The organism is Chryseobacterium sp. FR054 (genome assembly GCF_056844565.1).
In genome coordinates this window covers 34,760-48,646 of the sequence record NZ_JBXDSA010000003.1, presented here as the reverse complement: position 1 = coordinate 48,646, position 13,887 = coordinate 34,760, and the positions used below count along the sequence as shown (strand labels likewise).

At 40.4% G+C, this 13,887-nt stretch carries 17 protein-coding genes; all 17 read right to left on the bottom strand.

Annotated features, from left to right (window positions below):
• Positions 1 to 783 precede the first annotated feature (783 nt).
• On the bottom strand, positions 784 to 1,956 hold the full coding sequence (locus tag AC106S_RS12950) for a DUF2062 domain-containing protein (protein ID WP_482439643.1): 1,173 nt from the start codon (positions 1,954 to 1,956) through the stop codon (positions 784 to 786).
• A 4-nt stretch (positions 1,957 to 1,960) separates the two neighbouring features.
• On the bottom strand, positions 1,961 to 2,437 hold the full coding sequence (locus AC106S_RS12945) for a hypothetical protein (protein ID WP_482439640.1): 477 nt from the start codon (positions 2,435 to 2,437) through the stop codon (positions 1,961 to 1,963).
• The gene (locus tag AC106S_RS12940) at positions 2,434 to 2,814 is read right to left on the bottom strand and encodes an ApeI family dehydratase (RefSeq protein ID WP_482439639.1); all 381 of its coding nucleotides are present in this window, start codon (positions 2,812 to 2,814) and stop codon (positions 2,434 to 2,436) included. The genes AC106S_RS12945 and AC106S_RS12940 overlap by 4 nt, the downstream gene beginning before the upstream one ends.
• Before the next feature lie 4 nt (positions 2,815 to 2,818).
• Positions 2,819 to 3,421 (bottom strand): porin family protein, encoded by a 603-nt coding sequence (locus AC106S_RS12935; RefSeq protein ID WP_482439638.1) that lies wholly within the window; start codon positions 3,419 to 3,421, stop codon positions 2,819 to 2,821.
• 2 nt (positions 3,422 to 3,423) lie between these two features.
• On the bottom strand, positions 3,424 to 4,065 hold the full coding sequence (gene lolB2, locus AC106S_RS12930; RefSeq protein WP_482439637.1) for a flexirubin biosynthesis protein LolB2: 642 nt from the start codon (positions 4,063 to 4,065) through the stop codon (positions 3,424 to 3,426).
• Entirely contained in the window at positions 4,031 to 4,657 is a 627-nt protein-coding gene (gene lolA2, locus AC106S_RS12925; protein ID WP_482439636.1) for a flexirubin biosynthesis/transport protein LolA2, read from the bottom strand. Before lolA2 ends, lolB2 begins: the two co-directional genes overlap by 35 nt.
• Positions 4,650 to 5,405 carry a polysaccharide deacetylase family protein gene (locus tag AC106S_RS12920; RefSeq protein WP_482440601.1) on the bottom strand — a complete coding sequence of 252 codons (756 nt, stop codon included), beginning with the start codon at positions 5,403 to 5,405 and terminating at the stop codon, positions 4,650 to 4,652. The genes lolA2 and AC106S_RS12920 overlap by 8 nt, the downstream gene beginning before the upstream one ends.
• A 122-nt stretch (positions 5,406 to 5,527) precedes the next feature.
• Positions 5,528 to 6,589 carry a beta-ketoacyl synthase N-terminal-like domain-containing protein gene (locus tag AC106S_RS12915; protein ID WP_482439634.1) on the bottom strand — a complete coding sequence of 354 codons (1,062 nt, stop codon included), beginning with the start codon at positions 6,587 to 6,589 and terminating at the stop codon, positions 5,528 to 5,530.
• Entirely contained in the window at positions 6,586 to 7,785 is a 1,200-nt protein-coding gene (locus tag AC106S_RS12910; RefSeq protein WP_482439633.1) for a beta-ketoacyl-[acyl-carrier-protein] synthase family protein, read from the bottom strand. Before AC106S_RS12910 ends, AC106S_RS12915 begins: the two co-directional genes overlap by 4 nt.
• Positions 7,786 to 7,865: 80 nt before the next feature.
• Complete coding sequence (locus AC106S_RS12905) at positions 7,866 to 8,123, bottom strand: phosphopantetheine-binding protein (protein WP_482439631.1); 258 nt, start codon at positions 8,121 to 8,123, stop codon at positions 7,866 to 7,868.
• Positions 8,124 to 8,217: 94 nt separating this feature from the next.
• Positions 8,218 to 8,757 (bottom strand): 3-oxoacyl-ACP synthase, encoded by a 540-nt coding sequence (locus AC106S_RS12900; RefSeq protein WP_482439630.1) that lies wholly within the window; start codon positions 8,755 to 8,757, stop codon positions 8,218 to 8,220.
• Positions 8,758 to 8,767: 10 nt separating this feature from the next.
• Positions 8,768 to 9,901 (bottom strand): beta-ketoacyl synthase N-terminal-like domain-containing protein, encoded by a 1,134-nt coding sequence (locus AC106S_RS12895; RefSeq protein WP_482439629.1) that lies wholly within the window; start codon positions 9,899 to 9,901, stop codon positions 8,768 to 8,770.
• Complete coding sequence (locus AC106S_RS12890) at positions 9,898 to 10,326, bottom strand: acyl-CoA thioesterase (RefSeq protein WP_482439627.1); 429 nt, start codon at positions 10,324 to 10,326, stop codon at positions 9,898 to 9,900. The genes AC106S_RS12895 and AC106S_RS12890 overlap by 4 nt, the downstream gene beginning before the upstream one ends.
• A gap of 53 nt (positions 10,327 to 10,379) precedes the next feature.
• A complete protein-coding gene (locus AC106S_RS12885; RefSeq protein ID WP_482439625.1) occupies positions 10,380 to 11,648 on the bottom strand; it encodes an ABC transporter permease in 1,269 nt (422 codons plus the stop codon).
• The gene (locus AC106S_RS12880) at positions 11,635 to 12,393 is read right to left on the bottom strand and encodes an ABC transporter ATP-binding protein (RefSeq protein WP_482439623.1); all 759 of its coding nucleotides are present in this window, start codon (positions 12,391 to 12,393) and stop codon (positions 11,635 to 11,637) included. Before AC106S_RS12880 ends, AC106S_RS12885 begins: the two co-directional genes overlap by 14 nt.
• A gap of 1 nt (position 12,394) precedes the next feature.
• Positions 12,395 to 13,390 carry a BtrH-related acyltransferase DarH gene (darH, locus tag AC106S_RS12875; protein ID WP_482439621.1) on the bottom strand — a complete coding sequence of 332 codons (996 nt, stop codon included), beginning with the start codon at positions 13,388 to 13,390 and terminating at the stop codon, positions 12,395 to 12,397.
• Between the two features lie 60 nt (positions 13,391 to 13,450).
• Complete coding sequence (DarG, locus tag AC106S_RS12870) at positions 13,451 to 13,855, bottom strand: flexirubin biosynthesis protein DarG (RefSeq protein ID WP_482439620.1); 405 nt, start codon at positions 13,853 to 13,855, stop codon at positions 13,451 to 13,453.
• Between the last annotated feature and the right edge of the window lie 32 nt (positions 13,856 to 13,887).

The following is a 13,887-nucleotide window of genomic DNA, read 5'->3' as shown; positions in this document are numbered from 1 at the left end:
AAGGATGAAAATTAAGCGGGTAGTTAAACGTCGGCTTCATCAAATCAACGGAGTTGATTCATCCCTTTGGGACCTAAAATCAACGGCATCATAATTAGAATTTTGCGTGAAAGAATTTTAAGAATTATATATTTTAAAAGAAAAAATAACGCAAAGGAAAAGAAATTCGAGTGTTCTATTCAAGTGAGCAAAGTAGTGCGACTTCGTCTCTGATTAAGCAGGTAATTAAACGTTCGCTTCATCAAATCAACGGAGTTGATTCATCCCTTTGCCACCTAAAATCAACGGCATCATAATTAGAATTTTGCGTGAAAAAATTAAGAATTATATATTTTAAAAGAAAAAAATAACGCAAAGGAAAAGAGATTCGAGTGTTCTATTCAAGTGAGCAAAGTAGTGCGACTTCGTCTCTGATTAAGCAGGTAATTAAACGTTCGCTTCATCGGATCAACGGAGTTGATTCATCACTTTGCCACCTAAAATCAACAGTATCAGGATTATAACTTTGCGTAAAAAAAATTAAGAATTATATATTTTAAAAGAAAAAAATAACGCAAAGGAAAAGAAATTCGAGTGTTCTATTCAAGTGAGCAAAGTAGCGCGACTTCGTCGCTGATTAGGCAGATAGTTAACGCGCGCTTCATCGGATCAACGTAGTTGATTCCACTCTTGGCTCCCTTTAAATGTGCATTGCCTGTCAATGTTCTTTGCGCTAAAAAAATTACGCATTACCTTTTGAAAAGAAAATTTTAGATTTTAAAAAGTTGAAATAATGATTCCATCTTAATCATTCCCCGGATTCAGTTTATTCAGAAAAAGAAAAACGGCAATTCCGGTAAGAGAAGATAAAGTTGTACTCAGGATAAAACTTCCGATAACATACTGAAGCAGATTATTTTTGACCAGTTCAAAATCGAGATCGTGGCTTAGAATATTGCTGTCTCCCTGTACAAACGGAGCTCCTAAAAAAAGAGAAGCAGCGATGATAAAAGGAATAAAAGGCGGCAGGCTCACATTGGAAGCCACAAACGCCAGTACTTTGTTCAGTTTAAAAAGAACAGATAAACTGATGACCAGAAGGGTCTGAAATCCCCAGAACGGAGAAAGACCGATGAAGACCCCCAGTGCAATGGAAAAAGCCTTGATACGATTGCTTCCGTCGCTTTCCAGGACATCCTCCTTTATGAACCTTTTAAAGCTTTTTTTTTTGAAATTATTCACAAAGTTTCTCGGAATAATGTAAAAAAGAGTAATCGTTACCAGAATAGTGTTCAGAATGCTGATCCTTGTAAAATCCCTGAAAGGCCTGAAATGGGAAACCCTTTCTGACGGATCGTACAGTACCTTCACCGGAACGTTCTTTACCGGAACGTGTCTCCAGGCTGTTCTTACGATAATTTCGATCTCAAATTCAAATTTTGGGGTGAAATATTTCTTCGGAATTTTAAGCAGGGGATAGAGCCTGTATCCGGATTGGGTATCTTCCAGTTTGATTCCGGTTTCAAACCAGAACCAGAAATTGGAAAAACGGTTTCCGAAGCTGCTTTTTTTCGGAATTCCGTCCTGGGACATATTGCGGTTCCCGATCAGGAGAACATCTTCTTTTTCCTGAAGGAGAGCTTCTACAAAAACAGGAAGGTCATCCGGATAATGCTGTCCGTCTGAATCGATTGTTATGGCATAATGATAGCCGAGTTCTTTAGCCTTTCTGAAGCCGGTTTTCAGCCCGTTTCCTTTTCCCTGGTTTTCTGTGAGGGTAATCACAGTGATCTGTGGATACCGGGCAAGAATCTGTGGTGTGGAATCTGTTGAGCCGTCGTTTACTGCAATAATATCCCCGGTGTATTCCAGTACACCGTCTATTACTCTTTTCAGAGTTTTTTCATTATTGTAGGTGGGTATTAAAACGCAGATCTTTTTTTCTGAGATCGCGTTCTGTACTTCAGAAAGGGTCATTGTTTTATTTTAAAGAAGCTTTTTCAGCGTCTGAGAAAGATTGGGACTGCATGGCAAATTTTTTGACATAGCTCTTCAGCGTTGCATTCTGCTTAGTGTAGTTGGCGATAAGGAAAGCTTTATCATCCTTGATGCTGCCGCGGTATCCTACAATTTTCGGAATATTTTCCTGTACGCTTAACCGGATCAGGCGGAGTTCAATATTATTCGGATTGTTTTTGATAATGCTTTCAAGACTGGTGGCCCCGTTTTTTACGAGTGCTTTTCTGTTCTTTTTAGCGATTTTAGCTTCCATGATCTGTGCGGCGGCTTTATAACCGGAGGTTACCGCATCAGAGCCGGTCTGTTTTTCTGCCAGATTGATGAATGCTTCCGTATTCGTGTTGGATGAATTAGCTTTTGCGTAGCTGTTTCTCAGGGCTTCCAGATCAGTCTGAAAGAAAAAAATAAAAGCCGTTACTAAGGATAAAATAAGTTTCATGACATTGATTTTTTATAGCTTACCGTCATTTTTAATGCAATAGTCTCGCCAAAAGAGGTGATGTTTTTTACTTTAACATCCGTTTCGTCTTCAGTAATGTCCAGCTGAAGTTTCAGATCCGGAGTTTCAAAAGGGTTGATAATCGCCATGAATTTTACATTCGATGCGGTTTTCAGAAATAGCTCTGAGCCGGTGAATTCTTCAGCCAGTTCTTTTACGATCTGCATCATACAGACTCCCGGAGTTACCGGATTTCCCGGAAAATGCCCTTTGAATATATCATGATCCTTATGCAGGCTGATATAGGCTGTAAAATTTCCGTTTTCTCCCTTTTCGTGGGAATCTAAAGTGTAAAAGTCTGTAAGTAGCGTCTGCATGATCTTATTTTTTCAGATTAAATGTATAGTAGAGTCCTGTCTGGAAAACTACATTATAATGGTTGGTATTATAGCCTTCCACAGGAACAAATCCTTTTTTTACACGGGCTTCAATACCCAGATTGGGGGTGATGTCATATCCTGCACCGGCAGTTACCCCGATATCGACCTTGTTCTGAGGTTCAAAATTCTTATTGTCCAGTACAAATTCCAGAGTAGGCCCTGCATGCACATTGAACTGCTTGAAATAAAATTTATTCACAAGCTGAAGTCCCAAATATGATACGGAAAGTTTCGTTCCGTTCCAGTTATTCACATTGGTATCGATTTTAGCTCCCTGTCTTGAATAGTTGATCTCAGGCTGAAGAGCATAAAATTTTGTAAAACGGATGTTTCCTAAAAACCCGATATAAAAATCTGTTTTTGTTTTAAATTCCAGATAAGGTTTGGGCGCATTGGGAAACTCTTCTGCATAATAATAGTTAAACTGCTCGGTGTTGGAAAAATGCGAAAAATTGGCACCTGCCCTGATTCCCGGGCTGAAAGTAACCTGTGCAAAAGACAGGGTGGACATCATTACGACAGATAAAATAATAAGTTTTTTCATGGTTAATCAGTTTCAGTTTCTGTTATTTGGTATAGTTTTATATTGATCCTGAAATCCTTATGGTGGAGGTTCAGACTGTCTGCGAAGATATGTTTTTTTGCATCAAAAGTAAAATCAATTTTTTCCTTTCTGTTTTTCGTATAGACGATCTGCTGCAGCAATCCATTTTCTTTTCCGAAGAACAGATAATAGGCTTTCTTATCCGTTTGGGACAGGAATATCCTGGAATGTTCATTCTCAAAAGTTTCTTTCACCGGATATTGTTTCCTGAGAAGTTCACGGAAATCGTTTCTTAAAAAATTGATGACGATCTTTTTATCCAGATCAGGCAGAACGTAATTCAGTTTAAAATCATTTTCGGAGATCTCGAAATCAATCAGCTTATTTCCGAAATCTGAGGTCATGGCAACCCGGTGAGTGGTTTCATTCAGTTTTTTGATGATCAGAATACCGCTTACATGATTTTTGTAAATGTCCATCTGACATTTGTAGACATAATCTTCCCCTGAAGAGAAGTACAGATTTTCTACATTCTTTTCTGAAGCAGAAACAGGTTTTGCCTCCGTAAGCTGATAGGTTTTACAGGAAACAAGCAGGATGAAGACCAGACTATAAGCTAAACTCTGACGCAGCAATGGCAGCATTGATCTTGGTATTTTTGAAAACAATATTCGTGGTATCTCCCGAAGCTTCCGTCATATTGACCTGTGAAACGGTAGACTGATTTTTAGGAAAATGAAGCTCGATCTGTTTGATATACTTCAGCAGCTGGGCTGATTTTGGAGTAAACCGGGCAATGTTAAAATTTCCGTTCCTGAAATAAGCCACTGTAAATTCCGGGTCATTGAACATTTTTCCGTTTGAGCTTCCCACAATCAGTTTGTTGATCTTTTCAAAGGTTTTACTTTTGGCGTCCACGGAAGATTTTTTCCCCTGGTCATTGATAAAGATTTTATTGTCTTTGAAAACAATGCTGTACTGATAGGGTTTGGTGTATCTCCAGCTTAGCATATTGGGTGTTTTCAACGACATTTTGCCATAAGTAACGATGCTTTTGTCAAGAAAATCCATTTTCTTGGTCTGCGTAAAATCACTCTGCAGGGTTTTGATTTCCTGGGTTTCTGATGAAACTTTGGAGACAAACGCTTTGGCTTCTGCCGCAGACATAGAAGTATTCTGTGCAGAAAATAAGGCAGAAACTAATAAAAATGCTCCAAAAGCAATATTTTTAATCATTTTTCTTTGATTTTATAAGAGTATCAACGGTGAACGTTGAATAATTTTTATCCTTCAAAAATAATAATAAATCGGTCAATACCCGGTACGTTTTTTCAGACGTGTCGTGAAGGAGGATAATGCTGCCTTTTTTCAGGTCTTTGGTTATTCTTTTGTAAATTTTCTTTTCATCATCAATAACGGTATCCAGTGACCGGACATTCCAGCCGATGCTTTTTTTATCTGTCTTCCTGATGGCTTTGGCGATATTCGGATTGGTAACCCCGAAAGGCGGTCTGTACAGTTCTGTTTTAATATTTCCTGTCTTCATTATCACTTCATCACATTTTTCAATTTCTTCCGTCATTTTTGATGCTGATAAAAAACCTGTTGAATTGGAGTGAGAAAGGGTATGGTTTCCAATGGTATGCCCTTCAGCAATAATTCTCCGGAAAATTTCAGGATACTTTTCAATCTGTTTACCGATGCAGAAAAAAGTGGCTTTTACTTCATGCTCTTTCAGGAGATCGAGAAACTTTGGGGTAAATTCAGTAGGACCGTCATCAAAAGTGAGAGCTGTTTCTTTGATTTTAGTCCTTTTATGGGTGATACTGCTGACGAAATATCCCAGCTCAATATCAAAAGAACCCCAGATCACAACAGCGGAAAAAGCGAGAAATCCTGCAATATATACCCATAAACTTCCATGAAACGCATAAATCATCACGTTACAGAAAAGATAGAAAAGTATAAATGGATAGTGTTTCACCGTTAAAACATTAATTATTTTCAATTTTCAGCATCAGAATTCCAAAGGTTGTAAGCTTTAGACAGCCTGTCAAAACGTTTTTAATATTTCCCGTTATCAGCTTTCACCGTTAAAATCAAAATCTAGACTCTTTCCAGAAGTACCAGACTGTGATCTTCTCCAGCCAGATGATTGTAAAGAAGAACCGTTCTGATTTCCCCTTTTTTCACGTCATTGATCATCATAACATCCGGAATATGCTGTTCCTTCAGGATATGGCAGGCCATAAACGTTGAAAAACCGCTTGCCGTGTTGAATTCTCCACTCAGATGCTTATAATACAGCAATGATGAGGCCGGAAAAAGTTCTGCCGCCTGATGATAATATCCGTCTGACTTTGCATCTCCGCTGAACCCTAAGATCACAGCATCAATATCTTCATTTTTCAGGTTGTTCTTTGCCAGGAATCCTTCAATAAAAGTTTGAGTTTCATCCGGATCTACTTTACTGCTGATCTGAATGTCTTTAAGCTGTGCATAGGAAGTTTCCGTTTTAGATTTTCCCAGCACAAAGAAAGCGGCACCTTCTCCCCAGATAACTCCATTGCTTTCAGAATGCAGATAATCGGCAGGAAGATCTGTTTCTTTTTTGATGGTATTGTTTAAACAGTAGAGTTCCATTGTTCTGCCCGTCTGCTCATCGGTAGATCCTGCCAGAATATTTTCCGCCTCTCCGTCGCTGATCTGAAGTCTGGCATCCAGAAATGAAAATTCCAGGGATGAAGAGGTATTCACATAAGTGAAATTATAAGCATGGCACTGCAGTCCTAATGCGATCTGCCCGGCTACGGTATTATGTGTCGACTGGATGAAGAATGTCGGGGTAAGAAATTCCTCATGATTGTCGATTACATTTTTCAGAAACTTTTCAGAATCCTGGGAACATCCCATTCCGGTACCTACAATAATGGCATCCGGCTGTGTTATTCCGGCTTCTTTCAAAGCGTAATGAGAAGCTACGGCGCTCATTTTTACGGTTTTAGACATTCTCCTGATCATGGCAGGAGGAATGAATTCTTTATAATTGGGATCAATCGCTTTTAAGGTCTGAACCGAATTCTCAGGATTGAGGTTTTGAAAGAAGTTCTCTTTTAAAGTGTCCTGAGCAGAGATGCAGGATGCACTGTTGATGTAAACGGCACTCATGATTTTGAAAAAATTAAAGTAGAACAGTTTCCGCCGAAGCCGAATGAATTGGAAAGAACATGATGAATGTTTTTTTCTTTCAGCTCTGTAACGGGTGTCAGGTCAAACTCCTTCATTTTGGTTCTGAAATTCAGGTTCGGGAAAATAACTCCCTCCTGCATCGCCAGAATGGAATATACGGCTTCAATGCCTGCTGCGGCTGCTAATGTATGGCCGGTAAATGCTTTGGTAGAACTGAATTCAGGAACCTCACCTTCGCCAAATATCCTGATCATGGCAATTCCCTCCGAAAGATCATTATTAGGCGTTGCAGTTCCGTGAACGTTGATGTAGCCGATGTCTTTTTTATCCAATCCGGATACTTTCAGGGCCTGCTGCATGGCAAGATAGGCACCCTGCCCGTTTTCGGAAGAAGCGGTCTGATGATGGGCATCGTTGGCATTGCCGTATCCTGAAAGATAAGCAAGAACCTTTTTGTTTTCTTTTTTTACCACCTCATCAGATTCAAGAACGATGTAAGCGGCTGCCTCTCCCAGATTCAGCCCTTTTCTGTCATTATCGAAAGGGGTATTGTAAGAATCGGTAAGGATCATCAGGGTATTGAATCCGTTCAGGGTAAATTTGGAAAGGGAATCTGTTCCGCCAACGATGACGCGGTCCAAGACTCCGTTTCTGATAAGTTTAGCCCCCATCATAATGGCATTGGCGGCTGATGAACAGGCTGTACTGATGGTAGAAACCATCCCTTTCAGACCTAAGTAATCAGCAATAGCCAGCGAGGAATTTCCCGCATCATGAGCATCGATGTATTTTTGCTTTTCAGGAAAGTCTTCGTAAGAGTAGAAATATTTTTCGGTAATATCCATTCCGCCTACACTGGTGGAAGAGATCAGCCCGGTTCTGTATCCGTTGATATCTGATATCCCGGCACTTTCTACTGCTTCTTTAGCCGCAATCATACCCAATAAAGAAGTTCTTGTCACATGGTTGTCTTCAGGGAGCTGAAGCAGCTGTACAAGTTCTTCATTGGATTTTTTTATTTCACCCGTCTTCAGTGTTCCGGCATGGCGGGTTTCAAACATCTGAATGTCTGAAATACCATGTTTTCCGGTTTTCAGTGAAACAAAATTTTCTTCCACATTGTTTCCTATGGAAGAAATGATGCCCATTCCTGTTATGGCAATTTTCTGACTCATTCTGTTAAATAATGTAACAATGTATGAATGTAACAGTTTACCAATTATGGATAGGTTGATACGCTGTTACATTATTATGTTTATTTTGTTCTGTTCTCCTCAATGAACTTAGCCATAGTGTCGATAGACTGGAAGATTTCCTTTCCTTTTTTAGGATCGGATAATTTAATACCATAGTCTTTATCCAGCAGAACGATCAGCTCAAGAGCATCAATAGAATCAAGCCCCAGCCCGCCACCGAATAACGGATCAGAGTCTTTAATTTCTTCTGCAGAAACATCTTCAAGGTTAAGAACTTCAATGATTTTGTGCTTTAATTCAGTTTTTAAGTTTTCCATAAAATAGTTTAATAATGTAACAATTCAACAATGCATCGTTTATCAATCCTTAAAATTCAAAAAAAGCATGCATTGTATTTATAGTGTTTAATTTTTATAAGGTCAGCAAATATACAAAAGCTTTGTAATTATCCTGATAAAGTTCTGTCCATCCGCAGAGAACTTTTTCTGCTTTTCCGGATAAAAGGAGCTGTGCGGCGTAATCGTTTAAGAATTCTTCATCATATTCATCGAGAACAAAGAAGGCATTTTCGGTCTGCATTTTGTGTCTGATACTGATTTCCCCTACACAGATATTGGGAAGGGTATATACGAATACGGCAGGACTCGGAAAATAATTTTCCTGCGAATTGATGCTTTCCTGGTATTTATGATCAGTGTCCAGACTGGAAGACCGGTTGGCAAAAACTACGGCGGTACGGCTGTGGTCTTCATCCTTTAAAAGCATTTCGGCGGCAAGGAAAGCCAGCTTGCTCAGGCTGTCCATTTTATGAAACTTAGGATAGCTGAGTTCTAAACTTTTGTAGGCTTCTTTTGCAAATTCCGGAAAAGCAGTGCCGGGACTTTCAAAAATAAGGTTTCCGTTTACGGTTATTTTTGAATGTTCTATGGTGCAGTAGGTTGTTTTCTTCATGGCTTTCATTTTAATATTTCTCTAAAACAATTGCCGCATTACATCCACCAAAACCCGAAGCCGTTTTTAAAATATACTTAATCTCTGCCTGCCGGTTTTCTTTAATGATATTTAATGGCTCCGAAACTCCCATTTCCACAAAGTTTTTTGAAGGGATCAGGGTTCCGTGAAGGGCACTTTCCATTGAAATAATGCTTTCAAGAAGCCCGGAAGCTCCCAGGCAGTGGCCGTAATAGCCTTTCATGCTGTTGAGGGGGATATGCTGAAGGTTCATTCTGCTGAAGGCAATAGACTCCATTTCGTCGTTGTACAGGGTTGCCGTTCCGTGGGCAGAGATAAAACCGATCTGTTCCGGTATTACCCCAGCTTCGGCCATTGCGTTCCGGATGCTGGCATATAAACCGTCTCCCGTTCTGGAAGGTCCGGAAATATGGTTCGCATCATTCACTGCGGAATCACCCAAAACTTTAAACCTTAATTTTTCGTTTCCGGATAGGGAAGAGGTGATATAAACGGCGGCGGCAGCTTCACCGATATTGATTCCGTTCCTGTTTTTATCATAAGGCTTACAAGGTCCGTCTCCAATTGCCTGGAATGAATTGAACCCGGAGATCACAAATTCTGAAAGCTCATCACCTGCAATCACAAAAGCATCTTTATATTTCCCGGTCAGGATCATATTTTTAGCGGCAGCAATAGCCATTACTCCCGAAACGCAGGCATTGGAAACCACAACAGGTTTGGTAGTAAAGCCAAAATAATCCGCAATTTTTTGAGCCAGTTTGGAAAGATAAACTCCTTCCGGAAGTTCAGACTGATTCTTCAGCAGGCTGATGTTTCCTTTCGTGGTGGATAAAATAAATGCTGTTTCTTCAGAAACCGGATGTCTTTTTATTAAGGGTTCCAGGCTCATGAGAAACATTTTTTCCAGCCTTGTAAAATGAGTTTCAGTGAAACGGCTGCCAAATGCTTCATCCAGTTTTTCAGTATCAATCATAGAAGCATAAAAGGCTTCCTGACTTTCGGTGATCTTATGTAATGCCACCCCGGATTTTCCTTCCAGAAGAGCGTTCCAGTTGGAAGAAACATCAAATCCCAGAGGAGTGACGCAGTTGTAGTCTGTAATATAGATTTCCTTCTTCATGATAATCCCATTTTATCTTTCCATGCCTGATAAAATTCAGGATTGTATAAACATAAGCTTCCGTTGTTGTCTAAAAATACCTGGATGGTTTCCCCGCTGCATACCAGCTGGCCGTCCTGGTTGAATAACTCATACCTGTAAATAAGTTTGGCAGAAACCGAATTGATGAAGGTGGTGACAATTCTGAACGTTTCCCCATATTTCAGGGGAAGGAAGTGTTCACACGTACTTTTTACGATAGGTGTTACAAATCCGGCCTTCTGAATATCGAGATAAGTGAGTCCGTGTTCCCTTCCGAAGGCTTCCCGTCCGTCTTCAAAATAAACAATATAATGTCCGTGCCAGACAATGCCCAGCGGATCTGTTTCATTGAACCGTACCCTTACTTCCTCCGTACAGGTTAAACTGTTTTCTTTAGACTGCATTTTTGTTTTTATGGTTGCCGGAAATTTCCGGAAATTTTAATGATGAAATATAATTAAATATTATGACGTTTTCTTTCGTAAAAAATAGAAATAGAGACCATTGCAATATAAAACGCCAGCAATAGCGCCAGCTCTTTGGCTATTCCTGCAATCCCGCTGTTTCTGAGAATAATATCGTAATAAGCATTCAGCCCCCAGTTCATCGGGGAGAATCTGGCGACAGTCTGCATAAATTCAGGCATCAGGAAAACCGGAACCCAGATTCCTCCGATAGCCGCCAGAACCACTACTGAAGTTGCTCCGAACGGTGCCGACTGCTCCTGCGTATCTGCAAGGGTTCCCAACAGAACTCCGAATCCGATGGCAGCCAGCCCGGCAAACAGCGTTACGATCATCAGATGGAACATTTTTCCGGTAACATCAAAAGCAGGAAGATCCATATACGGGAAAAGGTAAACGCCTACCGCCACCATCAGCAGAAACTGGATCATACAGATGATAAGATAGGTACATGTTTTTCCTAAAATATGCACAAAATACGGGGTCGGGCTGATTCTTGCCCTTACACTGGTTCCCTGGCTTTTCTCCTTCACAAGATTAATGGAAAGCGGAACTACAATAAAGAAGATCGCAAACAAAGTCCATGCAGGAACATTATGCTGTACCGAATTCGGCATCACGTCCATAGCCCCCTTTTTCGGGGTGATTTCTTTAAAGCTGATGAGGTTTTTGTTTTCCTCAAGATTCTCGTCCGTACCCAGCTGCTCCTGGAAAGCTTTGTAGATCTTTTTATTTTCAATCTCAAATACCATTTTATTTACGGAATTCATCACCGAGTTTTTAAATCCTGCGTTGGTTGCCGGATCAAAGTAAAGATGAATTTCCTTAGCTTTTGGGACCGCTTTCTGTGTTTTCGCAGAATCTCCTTCCAGCCCGAACGAGCTTACGATCGTCTGAACTTTGGAATCAATATTTGAATTTAAATCTTTCGTTAAATTTTCAGGAATGACGATGGCCATCTGGTAATCACCGGAAAAAACCGCTTCCCGGGCAGATTTTTCATTGTAATTGGTCAGCAGCTGAAATGTTTTGCTGCTTTCCAGTTCATTTTTTATATTCTTTGAAACCTCAGACTGATCGTTATCAATAAAGATGATCGGGATCTTTGAGCCTTCAAGGTTTTTAAATGTAGAATCCTGGATCAGGGTGATCGTTACAATCAGAAGGAGCGGCATGACGAAAATGATGACGATTCCCCCGATATCTCTTTTCAGAAGAAGGATTTCCTTAATAAAGCTTCTCCACAGTTTATACAACAACATCTCTTAATTCTTTTCCGGTTAATGAAATGAAAACATCTTCTAAATTTTCAGCATTCGCGATCTGGGCTACAAGCTCTTCCGGTGTTCCCACAGCATGAATTCTTCCTTTATCAATGATCGCGATCTTCGTGCAGAATTCCTCTGCTTCAGAAAGGTGATGCGAAGTGTAAATGATGCAGGTGCCGTTCTTGTTCAGCTCCTGAAGAAAGTCAATGATCACTTTTTTGGATTGTACGTCAACTCCAACGGTGGGTTCGTCCAGAAACAGCACCTTCGGATTGTGAAGGGTTCCTGCGATGAGGTTGCATCGGCGTTTCATTCCTCCTGAAAACTGTTCTACCTTTTTATCCGCAAACTTTGAAAGGCCCATGATTTCCAGGGATTCTTCAATAGCTTTTGTTAAATACTTATGCTTTAAACCGTACAGGCTTCCGAAGAACATCAGATTTTCTCTGGCGGTAAGCGTTGGGTAGAGTGCATATTCCTGGGGAACAATCCCGATGATCTGCTTGATTTTGAAGCTGTCTTTCTGAGGAGACAGTCCGTTGATCTTAAACTGCCCGGAAGTAGGTTTGATCAATCCCGAAAGCATAGAGATCAGCGTAGTTTTTCCTGCCCCGTTAGGTCCTAAAATTCCGTAGATTTCATTCCTTTCGATATTCAGGGATATATCATTCACCGAAAACTCATCAGCGTTTTTGTACTTTTTATACAGGTTGTTGATCTCAATTATATTCTCGGCCATATCAGATCGCTTTTCTCAGTTTTTTATAGAAAGTTTCTTCCAGATCGGCAATATGAAGCATGGATTTTGAAAGCTCATTATAAATATTGCTTTTGGAATTCCTGTTTTTGTAAACACGGGCAATATCAACGGCAAAATCCCTCCAAAGGTCGCCAATAGCGGTGATTTCTCTGGAAAGTTCCTTCAGTTCATCATTTTTAAGAATTACTGAGGCTTCCTGAAGAAAAGCACCGTAAATAAACCTGAATCCGCCGCCGCCGGTTCCGATTTCTTCCTGCATTCTGATCAGCTGTCCCAGATAGTGGTTGGTCACTTTGGTCCCTTTTTTCTCTGCCCATTTCGGAATGCTTTTCGCTACCCATCTCATAGCTCTTACCCCGATAAGAGGAACGGGAGCCAGCATGTTTTTACAGGTATCTTTAATGCCTTTTTTAATGGCTTCTTCCAGATTTACATTTTCCGGAATATAAACCGGATAATACATATGGCCTTTCGGAGGCAGGGCTCCTTTGGCATATCTTACTTTTTCAAGTTCGGCTTCCGTAAGGGAAGTGGTATAATCCATCACAGGATCGCTGATCAGGAATTTTCCGTCTTCTTTTCCGTATACCACAAGATTGTGGGCATTGAAGTGGAATTTATATTCCTCAGGGAAATAGGTAAGGTTGAAAACGCCCACCTGAAGTCCGGTAGGAATATTGTGTTCTAAATTCCTTTCCAGTGCTTTCTGGGCATCTGCCGGATTAGAAAATTTTTCTCTTTTGATTTTTATTCCCAGTCTTTTGGCTACTTTGCTGAAAATAGCACCGGGCATCGGACGATAGCTGAAGCCGGGGGCAAAGTTTACTTTCAGAAAAGGTAAATAGACAAAAAACAGTCCGGAACCGATCCCGAAGATCATGGGTTCACTCAGTTTTAAGCCTTTATTAAGCAGAAGATTGGAGGCAACACCGTTTTCGCAATGGGCGGTCTGATGGTGTTCAAAGTTTAGTTTCATTGTTCAGCTATGGTCTTTTCATTGTCAAATGAGTCCGGATCAGGGATGCGGGGATTCATTTTATTTTCCGTCGAAGTTTTTCAGTTCATCTGTTGAGATCCCAAATGCATCCGCATATTTTTTCAGGACAGATTCGCTCAGGGATTTAAATACTTTAGGTTTTGCATGTCTTTTCACTCTCCACTGCCACATTCCCACATAAGCGGCAAGTACAGCAAGGTCCATCTTATTCAGTTCCATAAAATAGATAACCGGACTTACCTTTCCGTTGGCAACGTCCTGTCTGGCTTCCTCAATTCTTTCATGAATAAGTTCCATAGATTCGTCCAGGGCTGCTTTTTTAGCATCCCAGCCGGTGCTGTTGGCGGTTGTATAATTATCGTTTTCGTCCGTCACGTACAAGACTTCGGTCATGTTGGCAGACTTCAGATTGCTTTCGTCCTGAGGCAGGTCTTGTTTTTTCATGCAAACAGTATTATTTTTTAGATTTCAGAAGA